This window comes from Elstera litoralis (genome assembly GCF_000963705.1).
In the GTDB taxonomy this organism is placed as follows: Bacteria; Pseudomonadota; Alphaproteobacteria; order Elsterales; family Elsteraceae; genus Elstera; species Elstera litoralis.
Genome location: NZ_LAJY01000076.1, coordinates 1 through 17,946, shown reverse-complemented (window position 1 = coordinate 17,946; position 17,946 = coordinate 1). Strand labels below are relative to the sequence as shown.

The 17,946-nt window shown below is 61.7% G+C and carries 9 protein-coding genes and 6 pseudogenes; 9 read left to right on the top strand and 6 right to left on the bottom strand.

Translation table 11 applies throughout. The annotated features are described in order from the left end of the window. Positions 1-53: 53 nt before the first annotated feature. From VZ95_RS03950 to VZ95_RS03935, 4 genes and pseudogenes are all read right to left on the bottom strand, one after another. Positions 54-1,022: a hypothetical protein gene (locus VZ95_RS03950; protein WP_156995036.1), complete on the bottom strand. Its 969-nt coding sequence runs from the start codon at positions 1,020-1,022 to the stop codon at positions 54-56. A 135-nt stretch (positions 1,023-1,157) separates the two neighbouring features. Further along, positions 1,158-3,299, bottom strand: a complete 2,142-nt coding sequence (gene scpA, locus VZ95_RS03945; protein WP_045774718.1) for a methylmalonyl-CoA mutase — start codon at positions 3,297-3,299, stop codon at positions 1,158-1,160. Positions 3,300-3,316: 17 nt separating this feature from the next. Then, a pseudogene (locus VZ95_RS03940) lies at positions 3,317-5,312 on the bottom strand (acetyl-CoA carboxylase biotin carboxylase subunit). A gap of 141 nt (positions 5,313-5,453) precedes the next feature. Continuing rightward, a pseudogene (locus VZ95_RS03935) lies at positions 5,454-6,985 on the bottom strand (acyl-CoA carboxylase subunit beta). A 144-nt stretch (positions 6,986-7,129) separates the two neighbouring features. Here VZ95_RS03935 and VZ95_RS29110 point away from each other — a divergent pair. The 3 genes and pseudogenes from VZ95_RS29110 to VZ95_RS25010 form a co-directional block, all read left to right on the top strand. Then, positions 7,130-7,330 (top strand): annotated as a pseudogene (locus VZ95_RS29110) (helix-turn-helix domain-containing protein); the annotation flags it as partial. Between the two features lie 491 nt (positions 7,331-7,821). Next, positions 7,822-8,004: pseudogene (locus tag VZ95_RS29105) on the top strand (ImmA/IrrE family metallo-endopeptidase); the annotation flags it as partial. 15 nt (positions 8,005-8,019) lie between these two features. Beyond that, positions 8,020-8,547 carry a helix-turn-helix domain-containing protein gene (locus VZ95_RS25010; protein ID WP_198148070.1) on the top strand — a complete coding sequence of 176 codons (528 nt, stop codon included), beginning with the start codon at positions 8,020-8,022 and terminating at the stop codon, positions 8,545-8,547. Positions 8,548-8,738: 191 nt separating this feature from the next. On the opposite strand, the gene VZ95_RS03925 is transcribed toward VZ95_RS25010, so the two are convergent. Further along, on the bottom strand, positions 8,739-9,815 hold the full coding sequence (locus tag VZ95_RS03925; RefSeq protein WP_198148069.1) for a LacI family DNA-binding transcriptional regulator: 1,077 nt from the start codon (positions 9,813-9,815) through the stop codon (positions 8,739-8,741). A gap of 125 nt (positions 9,816-9,940) precedes the next feature. On the opposite strand from VZ95_RS03925, the pseudogene araD reads away from it, so the two are divergent. From araD to glpK, 6 genes and pseudogenes are all read left to right on the top strand, one after another. Next, positions 9,941-11,673, top strand: a pseudogene (gene araD / locus VZ95_RS03920) (L-arabinonate dehydratase). 9 nt (positions 11,674-11,682) lie between these two features. Then, positions 11,683-12,492, top strand: coding sequence for an HpcH/HpaI aldolase family protein (locus VZ95_RS03915; protein WP_045774717.1), 810 nt, complete (start codon positions 11,683-11,685; stop codon positions 12,490-12,492). 9 nt (positions 12,493-12,501) lie between these two features. After that, the gene (locus tag VZ95_RS03910; RefSeq protein ID WP_045774716.1) at positions 12,502-13,260 is read left to right on the top strand and encodes an SDR family NAD(P)-dependent oxidoreductase; all 759 of its coding nucleotides are present in this window, start codon (positions 12,502-12,504) and stop codon (positions 13,258-13,260) included. A 12-nt stretch (positions 13,261-13,272) separates the two neighbouring features. After that, on the top strand, positions 13,273-15,279 hold the full coding sequence (locus VZ95_RS03905; RefSeq protein WP_045774715.1) for an alpha-glucosidase: 2,007 nt from the start codon (positions 13,273-13,275) through the stop codon (positions 15,277-15,279). Then, complete coding sequence (locus VZ95_RS03900) at positions 15,276-16,043, top strand: TSUP family transporter (protein WP_045774714.1); 768 nt, start codon at positions 15,276-15,278, stop codon at positions 16,041-16,043. The genes VZ95_RS03905 and VZ95_RS03900 overlap by 4 nt, the downstream gene beginning before the upstream one ends. An 86-nt stretch (positions 16,044-16,129) precedes the next feature. After that, positions 16,130-17,634, top strand: a pseudogene (gene glpK, locus VZ95_RS03895) (glycerol kinase GlpK). Here glpK and VZ95_RS03890 read toward each other — a convergent pair. Beyond that, positions 17,631-17,946, bottom strand: a 316-nt coding sequence (locus VZ95_RS03890) for a sulfite exporter TauE/SafE family protein (RefSeq protein ID WP_045774712.1), incomplete at its 5' end; no start/stop codon positions are given. The pseudogene glpK and the gene VZ95_RS03890 sit on opposite strands and share 4 nt — an antisense overlap.

The window sequence follows — 17,946 nt, the reverse complement described above, 5'->3', positions numbered from 1 at the left end:
CTAGCGCGTGCATGGCTTTGGTCATGCTCAGCAAGCGCGCAACGATTTGTCGGTTAACATAAAAAGAACCCCAAAGCTGCGGCAAAAATCAAAGCCCCAACCGCCAGGAAAAGCATACTGCGCATACCAAGCATAACCGCATTATTAACTTCATCCGTTGCCTCATCGACCTTCGCGCGCGCGTCATCAACAAAATTTTTAATTTCCCTGCGAATATATTGGGCTTGCGAATGGTTTGATGCCAAAAGCAACTGTCGGTCCTCTATATCAAAAAACCGGGTGCGCTGTAATTCAAAGGGATCTTCGGTCAATACCATTTTTAATTTATTAAGAATTATTTCGAATTTTAATTTCTCTTGATGATTAAGATTGTTAATATTATTATTTAATTTTTCTATAATTTTATTTGAATCGCCCTTCAAATTGTCTATACTGTCCCCGTTCTTGAGAAGCTGCAATGCCCTGCCGACCAACGATAGTTCACGGGCATAGGCCGCAATTGCCTGTGTATCCGAGCGACCATCCATAGTTTGGAGTGCCGTGGAGCTGATTTGGCTCAAGAGCATTTCGACTTTAGTCATTGACTGGGCCAATCGGGTATCTGCATCCATAGCCGAATGATTCGCAGCATCGACCGAAGCCAAATTTCGGACCAAATCCTCGAGATAGGTTTTGATATTTCTGACGGCAATCGGTGCCGTGCCACCGGCCTCGAGAGCCGCAATCAGCCGCAAGGCTTCAGCTTGCTCCGCCTCAAACTGCGCGATCAGGGGCATGCGCGCCTCAGCCGAGGAGGCTGCCACCATAGACATGCCTAGACCAACAAGCCGCTCCCCCTGGGCGTTCAATTGGAGTGCAACCTCAATCTGCGGCAGGCGGTCGCGGGCAACCGTTTCGATCCGCACCATTGCCGTGTTGAAGGCCAACCAAGCAACCAATGTTGCCAGGACAGGCAGTAGCGAGATGACCCCGAACGCAAGCCATAAGCGCCCGCGAACCCCAATATGCATTTTCCGCCGCATTTTACCCTCCCCGAACTAAGCGTGTAATGTTCGAGAAGGCTAAAACACTTCAGGCTGCTATCCCAGTTGGGCTATCGTTATGGCGTTGATAACCTCATTGAATGATCGGACCGGCTAAGGAATTATCGGGTAAGCTCAGGTATTGCGCGGCTTCTTCGCGATCAAATCCAGCACAACCTGGGCCGCGTCGAGCACATTGGTGCCGGGGCCGAAGACCGCCGACACCCCGGCATCGAGCAGGAATTGATAATCCTGACGCGGGATGACGCCGCCGCAAATCACGATAATATCGCCGCCGCCCTTGGCCTTCAGTTGCTCGATCAACTGCGGCAATAGGGTTTTATGCCCCGCTGCTAAGGAGGAAACGCCGATGGCGTGAACCTTCTGGGCAAGGGCCATATCGGCGGCTTCTTCCGGCGTCTGAAATAGCGGCCCGGCCACCACATCGAACCCAATATCGGTGAAGCCCGAGGCGATGACCTTCGCTCCCCGGTCGTGCCCATCCTGGCCGAGTTTCGCCACCATCAGCTTCGGGCGGCGCTTGATTTCCTTGGCGAAGCTTTCGAGCCGCTCCACCAGCACGGTCATTTCCGGCTCGCCCTCATAGGCTTTGCCGTAGATGTTCGTTACCACCTGGGGCGTCGCCGAATGATTGCCGAAAACGGCGCGCATCGCGTCCGAAATTTCCCCAACCGTCGCGCGCGCGCGGGCGGCTTCGACGGCAGCGGCCAGAAGATTCCCTTCGCCGGTGCGGGCGATATTTTCGAGCGCGGCCAGGGTTTCGGCAACCGTACCCGCGTTGCGGCGGCGCTTGGTGTCTTCGATGCGCTTTACTTGGGCGATGCGGACGGCGCTATTGTCGATTTCGAGAATATCGATGGGCTGTTCATTCTCCAGCCGGTATTTATTCACGCCGACGATGACCTCGTCGCCCTTATCGACCGCCGCCTGACGGCGCGTTGCCGCCTCTTCGATCAAGCGTTTGGGCAACCCATCGTTCACGGCTTGCGTCATGCCGCCCATCGCCTCGATCTCTTCGATCAATGCCCAGGCTTTTGTCGCAAGCTCATTGGTGAGGCTTTCGACGTAATAGGAGCCCGCCAGCGGATCGACGACCTTGGTCACGCCGGTTTCATGCTGAAGAATAAGCTGCGTGTTGCGGGCGATGCGGGCCGAAAATTCGGTCGGGAGCGCAATCGCCTCGTCAAATGAGTTCGTGTGCAGCGATTGGGTGCCGCCCAACACCGCCGCCAGCGCCTCATAGGCGGTGCGGACGATATTGTTATAGGGGTCTTGCTCCTGCAACGACACGCCGGAGGTTTGGCAGTGGGTGCGCAGCATTAGGGACGATGCCTTCTTCGGCGCGAACTCCGCCATGATCCGCGACCACAGCAGACGCGCGGCGCGCAGCTTGGCGGCCTCCATAAAAATATTCATGCCGATGGCGAAGAAGAACGACAGGCGCCCGGCGAATTCATCGACATTCAGGCCCTTGGCCAGTGCCGCGCGCACATACTCGCGCCCATCGGCCAGGGTGAAGGCAAGCTCCTGCACCAGGGTCGATCCCGCTTCCTGCATATGGTAGCCGGAAATGGAAATCGAGTTGAAACGCGGCATTTCCTTGGCCGTGAACTCGATAATATCGGCAATGATCCGCATCGAGGGTTCGGGCGGGTAGATATAGGTATTGCGAACCATGAACTCCTTCAGAATATCATTCTGAATGGTCCCCGACAGCTCGGCGCGCGGCACGCCCTGTTCTTCCCCGGCGACGATGAAACTCGCGAGAATCGGAATCACCGCGCCGTTCATCGTCATCGAAACGGACATGTCTTGAAGCGGAATGCCATCGAAGAGGATTTTCATATCCTCAACCGAATCGATAGCCACCCCCGCCTTGCCCACATCGCCTTCGACGCGCGGATGATCGGAATCATAGCCGCGATGGGTGGCGAGATCGAAGGCGACCGAGAGGCCCTTTTGCCCGGCGGCCAGATTCTTGCGGTAGAAGGCGTTCGATTCTTCCGCCGTCGAAAACCCCGCGTACTGGCGAATGGTCCAGGGACGGCCCGCGTACATAGTGGCGCGCGGGCCGCGCAGGAAGGGGGCAAAGCCCGGCAAGCCATCGAGAGTTTCGATCCCGGCCAGATCATCCTTGGTGTAGAGCGGCTTAACGTCGATGCCTTCCGGCGTGTGCCAGATCAGGGTGTGCGGCGAAACCTTCAACTCTTTTTCGGCGAGCGTGTCCCAATCCTGCACGGTTTTCTTCTCGGTCATGCCTGCCTCCCGTGCGCCTATTCGAATTCCAAAATGAGTTCATCCACAGCAAGGCTTTCGCCCACGGCCACCGCGATGCGCTTCACGACGCCCGTGCGTTCGGAGCGCAGGATATTTTCCATCTTCATCGCTTCCACCGAGGCCAAGGCTTGCCCCGCCTCGACCGCTTCGCCCACGGTGACATTGATCGCCGTCATCACGCCGGGCATCGGGCAGAGCAGCATTTTGGACGTGTCGGGCGGCAGTTTCACTGGCATCAGCGCGGCAAGCTCCGCACTGCGCGGGCTGCGAACGCGCGCCACCAGATCGATCCCGCGCAACCGGAGGCGCAAGCCGTTGCCCGGCACCAGATCAACCTTTACGCCGAGCGGTGCCCCATCGACGGTGAAACGCGCAAGGCTGCGCCCCGGCGTCCAATCACTCGCGACGGACAGGGTGGGGCCATTCTCCAGCGTTACCAGCGCGCCATCCTGGCGCGGCTCGAAAGTAGCAGCAAAGCGATGTTCGCCCAGGGTCACGACCCAGGACCGCCCGACAACGCGGCGATGGTTGGAGAGCGCGCCGGAAATATCCGCCGCGCGCTCCTGCACTGCTTGATTGATGACGATCGCAATCGCGGCCAGCGCCCGCGCTTCGGTTTGGTTTGGGGTTACGCCCTTAAAGCCTTCGGGGAATTCTTCGGCGATGAAGCCCGTCGTCAACCGCCCGGCCTGGAAACGGTCGTGCCGCATCACCGCCGAGAGGAACGGCAGATTATGGCCGATGCCTTCCACCTCAAACGTGTCGAGCGCCACCGACATCGCCTCAATCGCCGTCAGACGATCCGGCCCCCACGTGCAGAGCTTGGCAAGCATCGGATCATAATACATCGAGATGTCGCCGCCCTCGAACACGCCCGTATCGTTGCGGACGATGGTGCCATCGGGCTGCGGGCCTTCGACCGGCGGGCGGTAGCGCGTCAGCCGCCCGATGGAGGGCAGGAAATTGCGGTAGGGGTCTTCGGCATAAAGGCGGCTTTCCATCGCCCAGCCGGTGAGTTTTACATCGTCCTGGCCGAAGCTGAGCTTTTCGCCCGACGCCACTCGGATCATCTGTTCTACCAGATCGATGCCGGTGATGAGTTCCGTCACCGGATGCTCCACCTGGAGCCGCGTGTTCATTTCGAGAAAATAGAAATTGCGGTTGGCATCGACGATGAATTCCACCGTCCCCGCCGAATAATAGCCCACGGCTTTCGACAGCGCGACCGCCTGTTCGCCCATCGCCTTGCGCGTTGCATCGTCGAGAAACGGCGACGGCGCTTCTTCGATCACCTTCTGATTGCGGCGCTGAATGGAGCATTCGCGCTCCCCCAGATACAATACCGTGCCATGCTGGTCGCCCAAAACCTGAATTTCGATATGGCGCGGCTCGGTCACGAATTTTTTCGATGAAAATTCGGTCGTCGCCGAAGGAGGCGCGGGCTTCGTTTTTGGATGATTGAAAGCCTTCGCGCGCCTCGATATCGTTCCAGGCGATGCGCATACCCTTGCCGCCACCGCCCGCCGAGGCCTTAATCATCACCGGATAGCCGATACCTTGGGAAATGCGCACGGCCTCGTCGGCGTCGGCAATCAAACCCATATGGCCGGGCACCGTGGAAACCCCCGCCTCTGCCGCCAGTTTCTTCGAGGTGATCTTATCGCCCATCGCCTGCACCGCGCGCACCGGCGGGCCGATGAAAGTCACCCCCTCTTTTTGCAAAGCTTCGGCGAAGATCGGGTTTTCCGAGAGAAACCCGTACCCCGGATGCACGGCATCGGCCCCGGTCTGGCGGATCGCGTCCAAGATCTTCTCGATGACGATATAGGATTGGTTCGAGGGGGCCGGGCCGATATGCACCGCCTCGTCGGCTTCCCGCACATGCATGGCGTCGCGGTCGGCATCCGAATAGACGGCCACCGTCGCAATCCCCATTTTCTTAGCCGTGCGGATCACGCGACAGGCGATTTCACCGCGATTGGCGATAAGGATTTTTTTTAATCATCTAGCCTGCCGCTCCCGCGAAACTGTTCTATATGCGACCCCCGCCGGGCCTGCCGCCCCGCCGCGCTCTTGATCGGCGCAGTCGGGACGGCAGCGGCAAGGGCCTCCCCCTCGGCTCGATCCTCTGGATTACAGAGGAATAGTATCGTGTTTGCGCCAGCGCCGTTCCGCATCCTTATGGCGCAGCGAGGCAAAGGCGCGGGCAATGCGGCGGCGCGACGAGTGCGGCATGATGACTTCATCGATAAAGCCGCGTTCCGCCGCCACGAACGGGTTGGCAAACCGCGCTTCATATTCCTTGGTGCGCGCCGCGATTTTCTCCGGGTCGCCCAATTCCGAACGGTAGAGAATTTCGGTCGCGCCCTTCGCACCCATCACGGCGATTTCCGCCGTCGGCCAGGCATAGTTAATGTCCGCGCCGATATGCTTGGAGGCCATCACATCGTAAGCGCCGCCGTAGGTTTGCGGGTAATCAGCGTCACCATCGGCACGGTGGCTTCCGAATAAGCGAACAGCAGTTTCGCGCCGTGCTTAATCACCCCGCCATACTCCTGCGCGGTGCCCGGCAGGAAGCCCGGCACGTCGACCAGCGTGAGAATGGGAATGGAGTAAGCGTCGCAGAACCGTACGAAGCGCGCGGCTTTGCGGGACGAGTCGATATCCAAACACCCGGCCAGCACCATCGGCTGATTGGCGACGACGCCGACCGTCGAGCCTTCCATTCGAATGAAGCCGGTGATGATATTCTTAGCAAAATCCTGCTGGATTTCGAAGAAATCGCCATCATCGGCCAGCGCCAGAATGAGTTCCTTCATATCGTAGGGCTTGGTGGAACTATCGGGAATCAGCGTATCGAGCCGCGCTTCCAGGCGGTTTGGGTCGTCGTGGAACGGGCGCACCGGCGGCTTGGCGCGGTTGTTCAGCGGCAGAAAATCGAACAGCCGCCGCACCTCTTCCAGCGCGATCACGTCGTTCTCAAACGCCCCATCGGCCACCGAGGATTTGCGCGTATGGGTGCTGGCCCCGCCCAATTCTTCCGCCGTGACGATTTCATTGGTGACGGTCTTCACCACGTCCGGCCCGGTCACGAACATGTAGGAGCTATCGCGGACCATGAAAATAAAGTCCGTCATCGCCGGGGAGTAAACCGCCCCGCCCGCGCACGGCCCCATAATCACCGAAATCTGCGGAATGATCCCCGAGGCATCGACATTGCGGCGGAACACTTCGGCATAGCCCGCCAAGGAAGCAACGCCTTCCTGAATGCGCGCGCCGCCCGAATCATTCAGCCCAATGATCGGCGCGCCATTGCGCAGGGCCATATCGGTGATTTTGCAAATTTTCTCGGCGTGGGTTTCCGACAAGGAGCCGCCGAGAACAGTGAAATCCTGACTGAAGACATAGACCTGCCGACCATTGATCGTGCCCCAGCCGGTCACAACCCCATCGCCCGCCACCTTCTGCGACGCCATGCCGAATTCGGTGGCCCGGTGGGTCACATACATGTCGTATTCTTCAAAGGAGCCTTCATCGAGCAGCACATCCAGCCGCTCGCGCGCCGTTAGCTTACCCTTGGCGTGCTGCGCCTCAACGCGGCGTTCGCCCCCGCCTGCCCGCGCTTCGGCCCGTCGTGCTTCCAACTGCTCTAGGACCGCGCGCATGGCTTTTCCTCCCTAAACTCGGGTTGGTTGTAAACCCCCAACTCTGTCGCTTCGGAGTAGGCCAAACCGGGCCGAAAGGAAAGCTTGATGAGGTGACACTGTGGAAGTTATAAAAACGCAAACAGTGAATTGCGAATTTGCGAAATGGCGATCGGGAAACTTTACATCGGGCGCAAGGTGCGCGAAATCCGCGACGGCACGAAGGCGACGCAAGCCCAGTTCGCCGAACGGATCGGCATTTCCACCAGCTACCTCAATCAGATCGAGAATAATCAGCGCCCGGTCTCGGCGGCGGTGCTGCTGGCGCTAGCCGAAAAATTCCAGATCGATATTGCCGAACTCTCCAGCGGCGAAGGCGACCGGCTACTCTCCGCCCTCTCCGAAGCCCTCTCGGACCCCTTGTTCGAAACCTATTCCCCCACCGCGCAGGAACTGAAGCTGGTGGTTCAAAATGCCCCCGGCCTTGCCCACGCGCTGATCTCCTGCCACCAAGCCTATCGGCGCAATAGCGAACAGCTTGCCAGCTTCGACGATCGCTTAGGCGGGGCCACCGCCTTCACCGAAACCACCCCCTATGAGGAAGTGCGCGACTTTTTCCACTTCGTCGATAATTACATCCACGATCTCGACGTAATGGCGGAAAAAAACTGGCAGAAAGCCTCAGCCTGGGCGAAGGCGACAATCACGCCATTCTCACCGGGTTTCTGGAGAAAAAATTTCTCCGTGCGCGTCGTCCGGGGCGCGGCGGGGGAAGAGACCTTGCGCCACTATGATGCCGCGCGCCCGGTTGCTTACCCTCCAACCCCTACGCACCGACGCCAACGCGCGATTTTCAAATCGCCTTCCAGATTGCCCAGCTTTACGCCGCCGAGGCCATTCAGTGCATCGCCACGGCGGCAGGGTTCCGCACCGAAGAAGCCACCGAGATTTGCCGCATCGGCCTCTATAATTACTTCGCCGGTGCGCTGCTACTGCCCTACCGCGCCTTCCTGACCGCCGCGCGCACCCTGCGCCACGATCTCGACCTGCTGGCCGTGCGCTTTGGGGCCTCGCTAGAGCAAGTCTGCCATCGGCTCAGCACGCTCCAACGCCCCGGCCTGAAGGGGGTTCCGATGTTCTTCGCCCGCATCGACCGCGCGGGGAACATCACCAAGCGCCATAGCGCCAGCAAGCTTCAGTTCGCCCGCTTTGGCGCGGCCTGCCCGGTTTGGAACGTCCACCAAGCCTTCGAAACCCCTGGCCGCATTATCCGCCAACTCGCCGAAACCCCAGACGGCGCGCGCTACCTCTGCCTCGCCGCCCAAACCAGCAAGGGCAGCGGTGGCTTCCGGGCCGTTCAACCGCGCTACGCCCTCGCCCTAGGCTGCGAAATCACCTACGCCGACAGCTTCGTCTACGCCGACGACCTCGACCTCGGTAACCGCGCCGCCTTCGAGCCGATCGGCATCTCCTGCCGGATCTGCGAGCGCACCAAATGCCCCAGCCGCGCGATGCCGCCGCTCAAGCGCAAACTCACGGTGAGCCACGATCATCGGGGGGCGCTGCCGTATGGATTGAGTTGAGAATGTCAGGGGCTCTGCCCCCGACGCCCCCGCCAAAGGGCTTGCCCTTTGGAAACCGATTTCGTTTTTTACAGTAATAACAATATATTACGGAAAACATCGGGAGCAGTTAACGGGATTGCCAAGGGCGAGCCCTTGGCTGGGGTCATAGGGGGAACCCCTAATTCGGCTCCCCCGGAGCGCCCCACCCCCTACCCACTCTTCCGCTCCACCAGCAGATGCCCCGTATCGACGATCCGCGCCGTTTCCGACGGATGCGCACCGTGAACGCAGGCTTTGATGAGGCGGGCGACTTCGCGACCAATGAGGTCGCCGGAAGGGCGGATGGTGGTCAGCGGCGGGTTGCTGGTGGAACTGAAGCTGAGATCGCCGAAGCCCATGACGGCGAGATCGCCGGGGACGGCGACGCCGCGCCGTTGGCATTCGAACAGAACGCCGAGGGCGATGAGATCGTTGGAGCAGGCGACCGCCTGAAACTCCGAGGGGCTGGCTTGGGCAAGCCCAAGCAGTTGCGCCCCGGCTTCGGCGGTGGCGGGGGCCGGGTGGTTGAGGATTTGCGGTTCGGGCAGGCCAAGGCGCAGGGCTTCGGCGACAAAGCCTTCGGCGCGGGCGGCGGCCCTGCGGTCTTGGGATAGGCGCGCGCCGAGGAAGGCGAGGCTCGTAAACCCTTGTTGGGCGAAATGTCGCGCCGCCGTCGCCCCGACTGCCGCGTGGGAGAAGCCGACCGCCATATCGATCGGCGCTTGCCCGCCCAGTTCCCACATTTCGATTACGGGCACGCCGCCGCCCGCGAGTAGCTTGCGCGCGGCTTTGCTATGGTTGAGCCCGGTGAGCACCACGGCTGCCGGTGCCCAAGCGAGGGCGGTGCGGATCAGCGCTTCCTCGTCATGTTCCGAATATTCCGAGTGACCGAGCATCACTTGCAACCCGTCGGCGGCAAGCTCGGTTTGCAGGCTGGCCACCGTTTCGGCAAAGAAGGCATTGCGGATGGAGGGCACGATAACGCTCACTACCCGGCTCCCCGCCGCCGCAAGCCCGCCCGCGACCAAATTCGGCACATAGCCCAAATCCTCAATGGCCTGGGCGATCTCCTGGCTGGCGGCGGGCGAAACCGCGTCGGGTTTGCGCAAATACAGCGACACGGTGGAGGAGGATACCCCCGCCCGCCGCGCCACATCCATCATCGTCACCCGCTGCATTTTTCGACGTTGGCGGCGCACGCGCGGTTCGGCGTCGGGAGAATCCTGATTAATAGCGCTATTATTCATGGCACATCTATCTTTCCCTTTTCTCGCACTATCGTCAAGACAATCAGAGAATGAGCCTTGTGAGTCACGTATCATAGCGCTATTATTAAGGCACCGAAACACCCGCCGGAGAAAGCCGAATCGACATGAGCCGCCGCCCGCTCGAAAGCTTGCGCAGTCAGCGCTGGTTCGCCTCCAATGACATGCGCGGCTTTGCGCACCGCCAGCGCACCCAGCAGATGGGGATGCGGCGGGAGGAGTTTCTCGGCAAGCCCGTCATCGGCATTCTCAATACCTGGAGCGAGATGAGCCCGTGTCACGCCCATTTGCGCCAGCGCGCCGAGGCGGTGAAGCGCGGCGTGTGGCAGGCGGGCGGCTATCCGGTGGAACTGCCCGCGCTCTCGGTCGGCGAAGTGATGGTGAAGCCGACGACGATGCTCTACCGCAATTTCCTCGCGATGGAAGCGGAAGAACTCTTGCGCTCCCACCCTATCGACGGGGCGGTGCTGATGGGCGGCTGCGATAAATCCACCCCCGGCCTGCTGATGGGGGCGTTTTCGGTCGATCTGCCGGTCATCTATTGCCCGGCGGGGCCAATGTCGAACGGGCAATGGCGCGGCCAGAAAACCGGCGCGGGCACCCATACTAAGAAATATTGGGATGAATTGCGCGCAGGGAGCATCACCCAAGACGATTGGGTCGATCTGGAGAGCCGCATGACCCGCTCGGCGGGCACCTGCAATACGATGGGCACCGCCTCGACGATGACTTCGATTGTCGATGCGATGGGCCTCACGCTCCCCGGTGCCTCGTCCCTGCCCGCCTGCGACAGTGGCCATCCGCGCATGGCCTCGACCTGCGGCAGCCGGATTGTGGAGATGGTCTGGGAGGATTTGAAACCGTCCGACTTCGTCACGCGCGCCAGCTTCCTCAACGGGCTGGTCGCCTATATGGCGCTCGGCGGTTCCACCAATGCCGCCGTGCATCTGGTGGCAATGGCGCGACGGTTGGGGATTAGCCTGACGCTGGAGGATATGGACGCAATGGCGGGCCGGATTCCGGTGCTGGCCAACCTATTTCCCTCCGGCGAATATCTGATGGAAGATTTCTACTTCGCAGGGGGGCTCTCGGCCCTTTTGGCGAAGGTGGCGGACCATCTGGATCTGTCGGCGCGCACCGTGACCGGCGGCACCTTGGGCGATAGTCTCGGAGACGCGCCGTGCTGGAACGATGATGTGATTCGCGGGCTCGATAACCCCGTGGTGTCGCTGGAAAAAGGCCGCACGCTGGCGCTGTTGAAGGGCAATCTGGCCCCCAATGGCGCGGTGATGAAATCTTCCGCCGCCAACCAAAAATTCTTGCAGCATACCGGCCCCGCCTGGTGTTCGACGATCCCGGCGAGATGAACCGGGTGCTGGACGATCCCGATTTGGACGTGACCGAAAATCACGTTCTCGTGTTGCGCAACGCCGGGCCGGTGGGCGCGCCGGGCATGCCGGAATGGGGTAATCTGCCAATCCCGAAAAAGCTGCTGAAACAGGGCGTGCGCGATATGGTGCGCCTGTGCGACGGGCGGATGAGCGGCACCCATTACGGCACCTGCATTCTGCATATCTCGCCGGAAGCCGCCGTGGGTGGGCCGCTCGCCCTGCTGCAAACCGGCGATCTGGTGAAGCTCGATGTGCTTGCTGGCACGCTCGATATGCTGGTCGATGACGCCGAAATCGCCCGGCGTAAAGCCGCCTGGGTGCCGAAGGCCTATCAATATGAGCGCTCGTTTGCGGCGCTTTATCAGCGCCACGTCTCCCAGGCCCATGAGGGCTGCGATTTCGATTTCCTCTCGGGAACGGCCATAGTGCCCGACCCGGTGATTTTCTAGGGATAGCCGATGCCCGCGCTTCAGAATCACTTCAAGTCCTGGCTGCAAACGCCGCCCGCATCCCCCCCGCTCGGCACCTGGCTGATGACGGCAGCCCCTTCGACCGCCGAAGCGATGGGCCATGTCGGGTTCGATTTTCTGGTCGTCGATATGGAGCATGTGCCGATCGAGGTGAGCGATATGGCGCATCTTCTGCGCGCCGTCGGCTGCACGGCCGCCGAGCCCGTCATTCGCCTCGCCTGGAACGATATGGTGCTGGTGAAGCGGGTGATGGATGCGGGCGGGCGGACGCTGATGTTCCCCTTCATCCAAACGCCGGAGGAAGCCCAGGCCGCCGTTTCCTACACGCGCTACCCGCCCGAAGGCGTGCGCGGGGTCGCCGCCGTCCATCGCGGCTCCGCCTATGGGCAAATCCCGAACTATCTGAAAACCGCCAATGACGCGGCCTGCGTGATCGTGCAGTTGGAAACGCCGGAAGCTATCGCCCGCCTGCCGGAAATCGCGGCGGTGCCGGGGGTCGATGCCCTCTTCGTCGGCCCCGGCGATCTGTCGGCGGCGATGGGCTTCATCGGCAATATTGGTCATGACGAGGTACAGGCGCTGATCGCCTTCGCGGCAAAAGCGGCCAAAGCGGCGGGCAAACCCATCGGCATCGTCGGCCCGACGCCGGAGATGGTTCAACGCTTCCTCGGCTATGGTTATGATTACGCCGCCATCGCGTCGGACCTGGGCATGATGACCGGGCGCGCGGTAGAATGGCTCGGCGGTTTGCGCGGGGCCGCCCCTGCCCCTACCGGCCCCATCGCCTCGGTTTATTAGGAGCGCAGTATGACCTATCAGTCGGTTGCCTACCGCTCGCTCGCAGCCCGCCGCGTGCTGATTACCGGCGGCGCGTCGGGCATCGGGGAAGAAATGGTGCGGGCTTTCGTGGCGCAAGGCGCGGCGGTGGCGTTCCTCGATATCAACGAAACCGCAGGCCAAGCGCTCGCCGCCGAAACCGGCGCACGCTTCGTGGCCTGTGATCTTACCGATATTGCCGCCCTGCGCGCTTCGGTAGCCCAGGTCGAAAGCCTGCTGGGCGGAATCGATGCGCTCATCAATAACGCCGGCAAGGACGACCGGCAGGGGATGGACGAGGTCGAGCCCGAAGCGTGGCGGCGCATGCTGGCCTTCAACCTCGACCACCAGTTTTTCGCCACCCAGGCTGTCGCGCCGGGTATGAAGGCGCGCGGCAGCGGCGTGGTGATTCTGCTCGGGTCGATCTCCTGGATGCGCGGCATGCCGGGGATGGTCGCCTATACCACCAGCAAAGCCGCCATCAACGGGCTGAACCGCACCCTCGCGCGGGAATTAGGGCCGGACGGCATCCGCGTGAACTGCATCGTACCGGGTGCGATTCTCACCGAGCGGCAAAAAGCCCTATGGCTGACCCCTGAGACGAACCAGCGCTTCATCGATCAACAGGCGCTGAAATTCCGGCTCGACGCCACCCACATCGCCCGCATGGCGCTGTTCTTGGCGTCGGACGAAAGCGGCGGCTGCACGGGCGCGAATTTCATCGTCGACGCTGGCCTTACTCAGAATTAGAGAGACTTTCCTATGCGCGTTCTTGCCCTGCCCGATGGCTTCGATCTTACCCTCGGGGGCCGTCTGATCCTGCGCCACCGCGCCGCTGCCCCCTGCCTGTTCGTCGGGCACGGGGACGCGCGGATGGATATGGTTCGGGGCAATTTCGACATCGAGGATACGCTGACCGCGCGCCTCCCCCTACCCGTCGCAACTGTCGCCGAAGACAGCATCGGCTGGCGCATTACTTTTGCCGTCGCCGAAGGGGTGGCCCCGCTTGCGACGCTTAAAATTATCGGCAACCAGATCGTGCCGACCGTCGCTGACCCCAGCCTCAACCGCTTCTGGCTGCGCATCCTTGCCGAGGCGGGCGAGCATGTATGGGGCGGCGGCGAGCAAATGTCGTATTTCGATCTCAAGGGCCGCCGCTTTCCGCTCTGGACCTCCGAGCCCGGCGTGGGGCGCGACAAAAGCAGTGAAATCACTTTCAAAGCCGATGTGATGGGCAAGGCGGGCGGCGATTATTGGAACACCAATTACCCGCAGCCGACGTATCTGTCGTCGCGCAAATACGCACTGCATTTTGAAACCACCGCCTATTCGGCCTTCGATTTCCGCCATCCCGACTATCACGAGCTTGAAGCCTGGGCCGTGCCCGCGCGGATCGAGCTTTTCGCGGCGGATCGCTTCACCGGGCTCGTCAGCCAGCTTTCCGAGCGCTTCGGGCGGCAACCGCCGCTACCGGAGTGGGTCTACAGTGGCGCAATCATCGGCCTGAAGGACGGTGATAACTCCTTTGCCCGGCTGGAGAAAATCCGCGCCGCCGGGGTACCGGTTTCGGCACTCTGGTGCGAAGATTGGGTGGGCTTGCGCGAAACCTCCTTCGGCAAGCGTCTGTTCTGGGATTGGCGGGCGAACGAACAGCATTACCCTAACCTGAAAGCGAAAATCGCGGTGCTGAAGGCCGAGGGCATCCGCTTTATGGGCTATGTGAACCCCTACCTGTGCAACGACGGGATGCTGTTCGAAGAGGCCGAGGCGGCAGGCTATTTCGCCAAAGACGCGGTGGGCAAAACCGCCCTCGTCGATTTTGGCGAGTTCGACTGCGGCGTTATCGATTTCACCAATCCCGCCGCCTGTGCGTGGTTCGAAGAAAAGGTGATCGGGCAAAATATGCTCGATTTTGGCCTGTCGGGCTGGATGGCGGATTTCGGCGAGTATCTGCCCATCGACGTGCATCTCGCCAATGGGATCGACGCGCGCCTGATGCATAACGCTTGGCCAACCCTTTGGGCGGAAGTGAACGCCCGCGCCGTCGCCAAACGCGGCCAAACCGGGGAAGCGCTCTTCTTCATGCGCGCCGGGTTTACGGGGGTGCAGGCGCACTGCCCGCTCTTATGGGCGGGCGATCAATCGGTTGATTTCTCCCGCCACGACGGGCTTGTGACCGTTATGAGCGGCGCGCTCTCCTCCGGCCTGCTCGGCAATGCCTATCACCATAGCGATATCGGCGGTTACACGAGCCTGTTCGGCAATGTGCGCACGCCGGAACTGCTGATGCGCTGGGCGGAAATGGCGGCTTTCACGCCGGTGATGCGCACCCACGAAGGGAACCGCCCGCGCGATAATCTGCAACTGGACGAAAACCCGCAGGTGCTGGCCCATTTCGCCCGCATGGTGAAACTCTGGGTGCATCTGGTGCCTTATCTGAAAAGCTTGGTCGCCGACGCCGTCGCAACCGGGCTGCCGGTGCAGCGCCCGCTGTTTTTGCATTTCGAAGAAGATGCCGCCTGCTACGCGGTCCAAGATTCCTATCTCTACGGCCCTGATCTGCTGGTCGCCCCGGTCTGGCAGGCGGGCACGGAAACCCGCAACCTGCATCTGCCGCAAGGGGCCGAGTGGGTGCATGTGTGGAGCGGCGCGACCTTTGACGGCGGGGCCGATATCAGCATTCCCGCCCCCTTGGGCGAGCCCGCGATTTTCTACCGCCGCGATAGCAGTTTTGCCGCCCTGTTCCGGGGGCTGACGGCGCTGGTATGAGTAGTTTCGAGCTTACCGCCTTTCTCCTTATCACCGCCGCCGCCGCCTATCTGCAAACCGTCACCGGCTTCGCCTTCGGGCTTGTGACGATGGCGGGCGTGGCGCTGATCGGCGCGCTGCCCTTGCCCGAGGCGGCGGTCTTCGTCGGGCTGCTGACCTTCACCAACGCCAGCCAAATGCTGACGACCGGCGGCTGGAAGCATGTAGCAAAACGGCCCTGGATCATCGTTGTTCTGAGTTCGCTCCCGGCGCTGGCGATTGGCTATCTGCTGCTGGAATGGCTGGCCGATACGCGGGTGCAGGCGCTGAAGCTCCTGCTGGGCGGCGTGACGATCCTCTCCAGCATTCAACTCGCGCTGCCGTCGAAAGGGCCGCAAGCCTTGGCCGGGCCGCTGAAGACGATCTTCTTCGGCACGCTGTCGGGGTTGATGGGCGGGATGTTTTCCACCGCAGGGCCGCCGCTGGTCTATCACTTCTACCGCCAGCCGCTGCCGATTCCGGTCATTCGGGAAACCCTGGTCGCCGTCTTCGGTCTGAACGCCATGTTGCGCTTAGGCTTGGTCGTGCTGATGGGGAATATTCCGAGCGCGGCTTACGCACCGTGCCTGCTGGCGATTCCAGTGGTGATGGGATCGACGGCCCTGGCGCGGCACTTCCCGCCGCCGGTCTCGCCCTTAGTGTTTCGGCGCGGGGTGTTTTGCCTGCTGTTCCTCTCCGGCGCGTCGCTGGCGCTGCCCGCGCTGAGCCATTTGCTGCGCGGGTAGAATTTTCTCTGGCCTCACAGGCTTTTAGCGATAAATTCTCTCCCCGCGACACTCGAACACGGGGCGCGGGTTTAGGGAGGACCATCATGGGGGCAGGCGTGCAAACCTATATTCTCGCAATCGATCAGGCACGACGTCCAGCCGGGCAATTCTGTTCGATGCCAAGGGGCGCAGCGTCGCCAGCGCCCAGCAAGAGTTCCCCCAGATTTTCCCGGCCTCCGGCTGGGTCGAGCATGACCCCGAAGCAATCTGGGCGAGCGTCGTCGCCACGTGCAAGGCCTGCTTGGTAAAAGCGGGCGTCGAGGCCGCGCAGGTCGCCGGGATCGGCATCACCAATCAGCGCGAAACTACACTTGTGTGGGACCGCGCCACCGGCAAAGCCACCTATAACGCGATTGTTTGGCAAGACCGCCGCACTGCCGATCTCTGCGCCCAACTCACGCGCGACGGGCATACGGTGGAAGTGCAGGCGCGCACGGGCCTGCGCATCGATTCCTATTTTTCGGCGACCAAAATCGCCTGGATTCTCGATCACGTCCCCGGCGCGCGCGCCGATGCGGAGGCCGGAAAACTCGCCTTCGGCACGGTCGATAGTTTCCTCCTCTGGCGGCTCACCGGCGGGCGCGTGCATGCCACCGATGCGACCAACGCGTCGCGCACCAATCTGCTGAATATCCATACCGGCGACTGGTCTGACGAGCTGTTGAAGCTCTTCCAGGTGCCGCGCAGCGGCTTGCCCGAGGTGAAGGATTCCGCCGCGCCCTTCGGCGTGACCGACCCCAGCCTGTTCGGCGCGGCCATTCCCGTTCTAGGCATTGCGGGCGACCAGCAGGCGGCGCTCGTTGGGCAAGCCTGCTTTAAGCCAGGAATGCTGAAATCCACCTATGGCACCGGCTGCTTTGCCCTGCTGAATACCGGCGACCAGGGCGTGATCTCGCGCAATCGGCTGCTGACGACGATTGCCTATCAGTTGGACGGTAAACGCACCTACGCGCTGGAAGGCTCGATCTTCATCGCGGGCGCGGCGGTGCAATGGCTGCGCGACGGCTTGCAGATCATCGCCTCGGCCTCCGAAACCGGCGCGCTCGCCGCCACCGCGTCCGACGAGGAAGACGTGTATCTGGTCCCGGCCTTTGTCGGCCTCGGCGCACCCTATTGGGATAGCAATGCGCGCGGCGCGATCTATGGCCTCACGCGCGGCACCGGGCGGGCGGAACTGGCACGGGCAGCGCTGGAAGCCGTCGCCTATCAAACCCGCGATCTTCTCGAAGCCATGCGCGGCGATTGGGCCGATGCCCAAGGCGGTGAAACCGTGCTGCGCGTCGATGGCGGCATGGTGGCGAGCGATTGGACGCTGCAATTCTTGGCCGATCTGCTGGCCGCCCCGGTCGACCGGCCCGTTATTCTGGAAACCACCGCTTTGGGCGCGGCCTATCTCGCCGGGCGGCAAGCGGGCCTCTATCCCGATCTCGATGGGTTCGCTGGCGACTGGGCACTCGACCGCCGCTTCACCCCGCAAATGCCGGAGGAGGTCCGCGCCCATAAATATGCGGGCTGGAAAGACTGCGTGCGGCGGACGCTCTCGGCCTAAAATACCCCCAAACCCTGCAAACCGTCGTAGGTCAGCTTCAGCCCTGCGACGAGCAGCAGGATATGGCTGAGCTTGTAGAAGGTCTTGCTGTCCATCCGCTTGGTCAGCCAATAGCCGATCCAGATGCCTAACGGAGCGAGCGGGGCTAAAATCAGGGCTTGGCTGAAGTTGGTCGCATCGATCTGCCCGAACCACAAATAGGGCACCAGCTTGACGAAGTTGACGATGGCGAAATAGACGACCGTGGTCCCCGCCAGCAGCATTTTTTCCATCCGCTGCGGCAGCAAGTACATCAGCAGCGGCGGGCCGCCG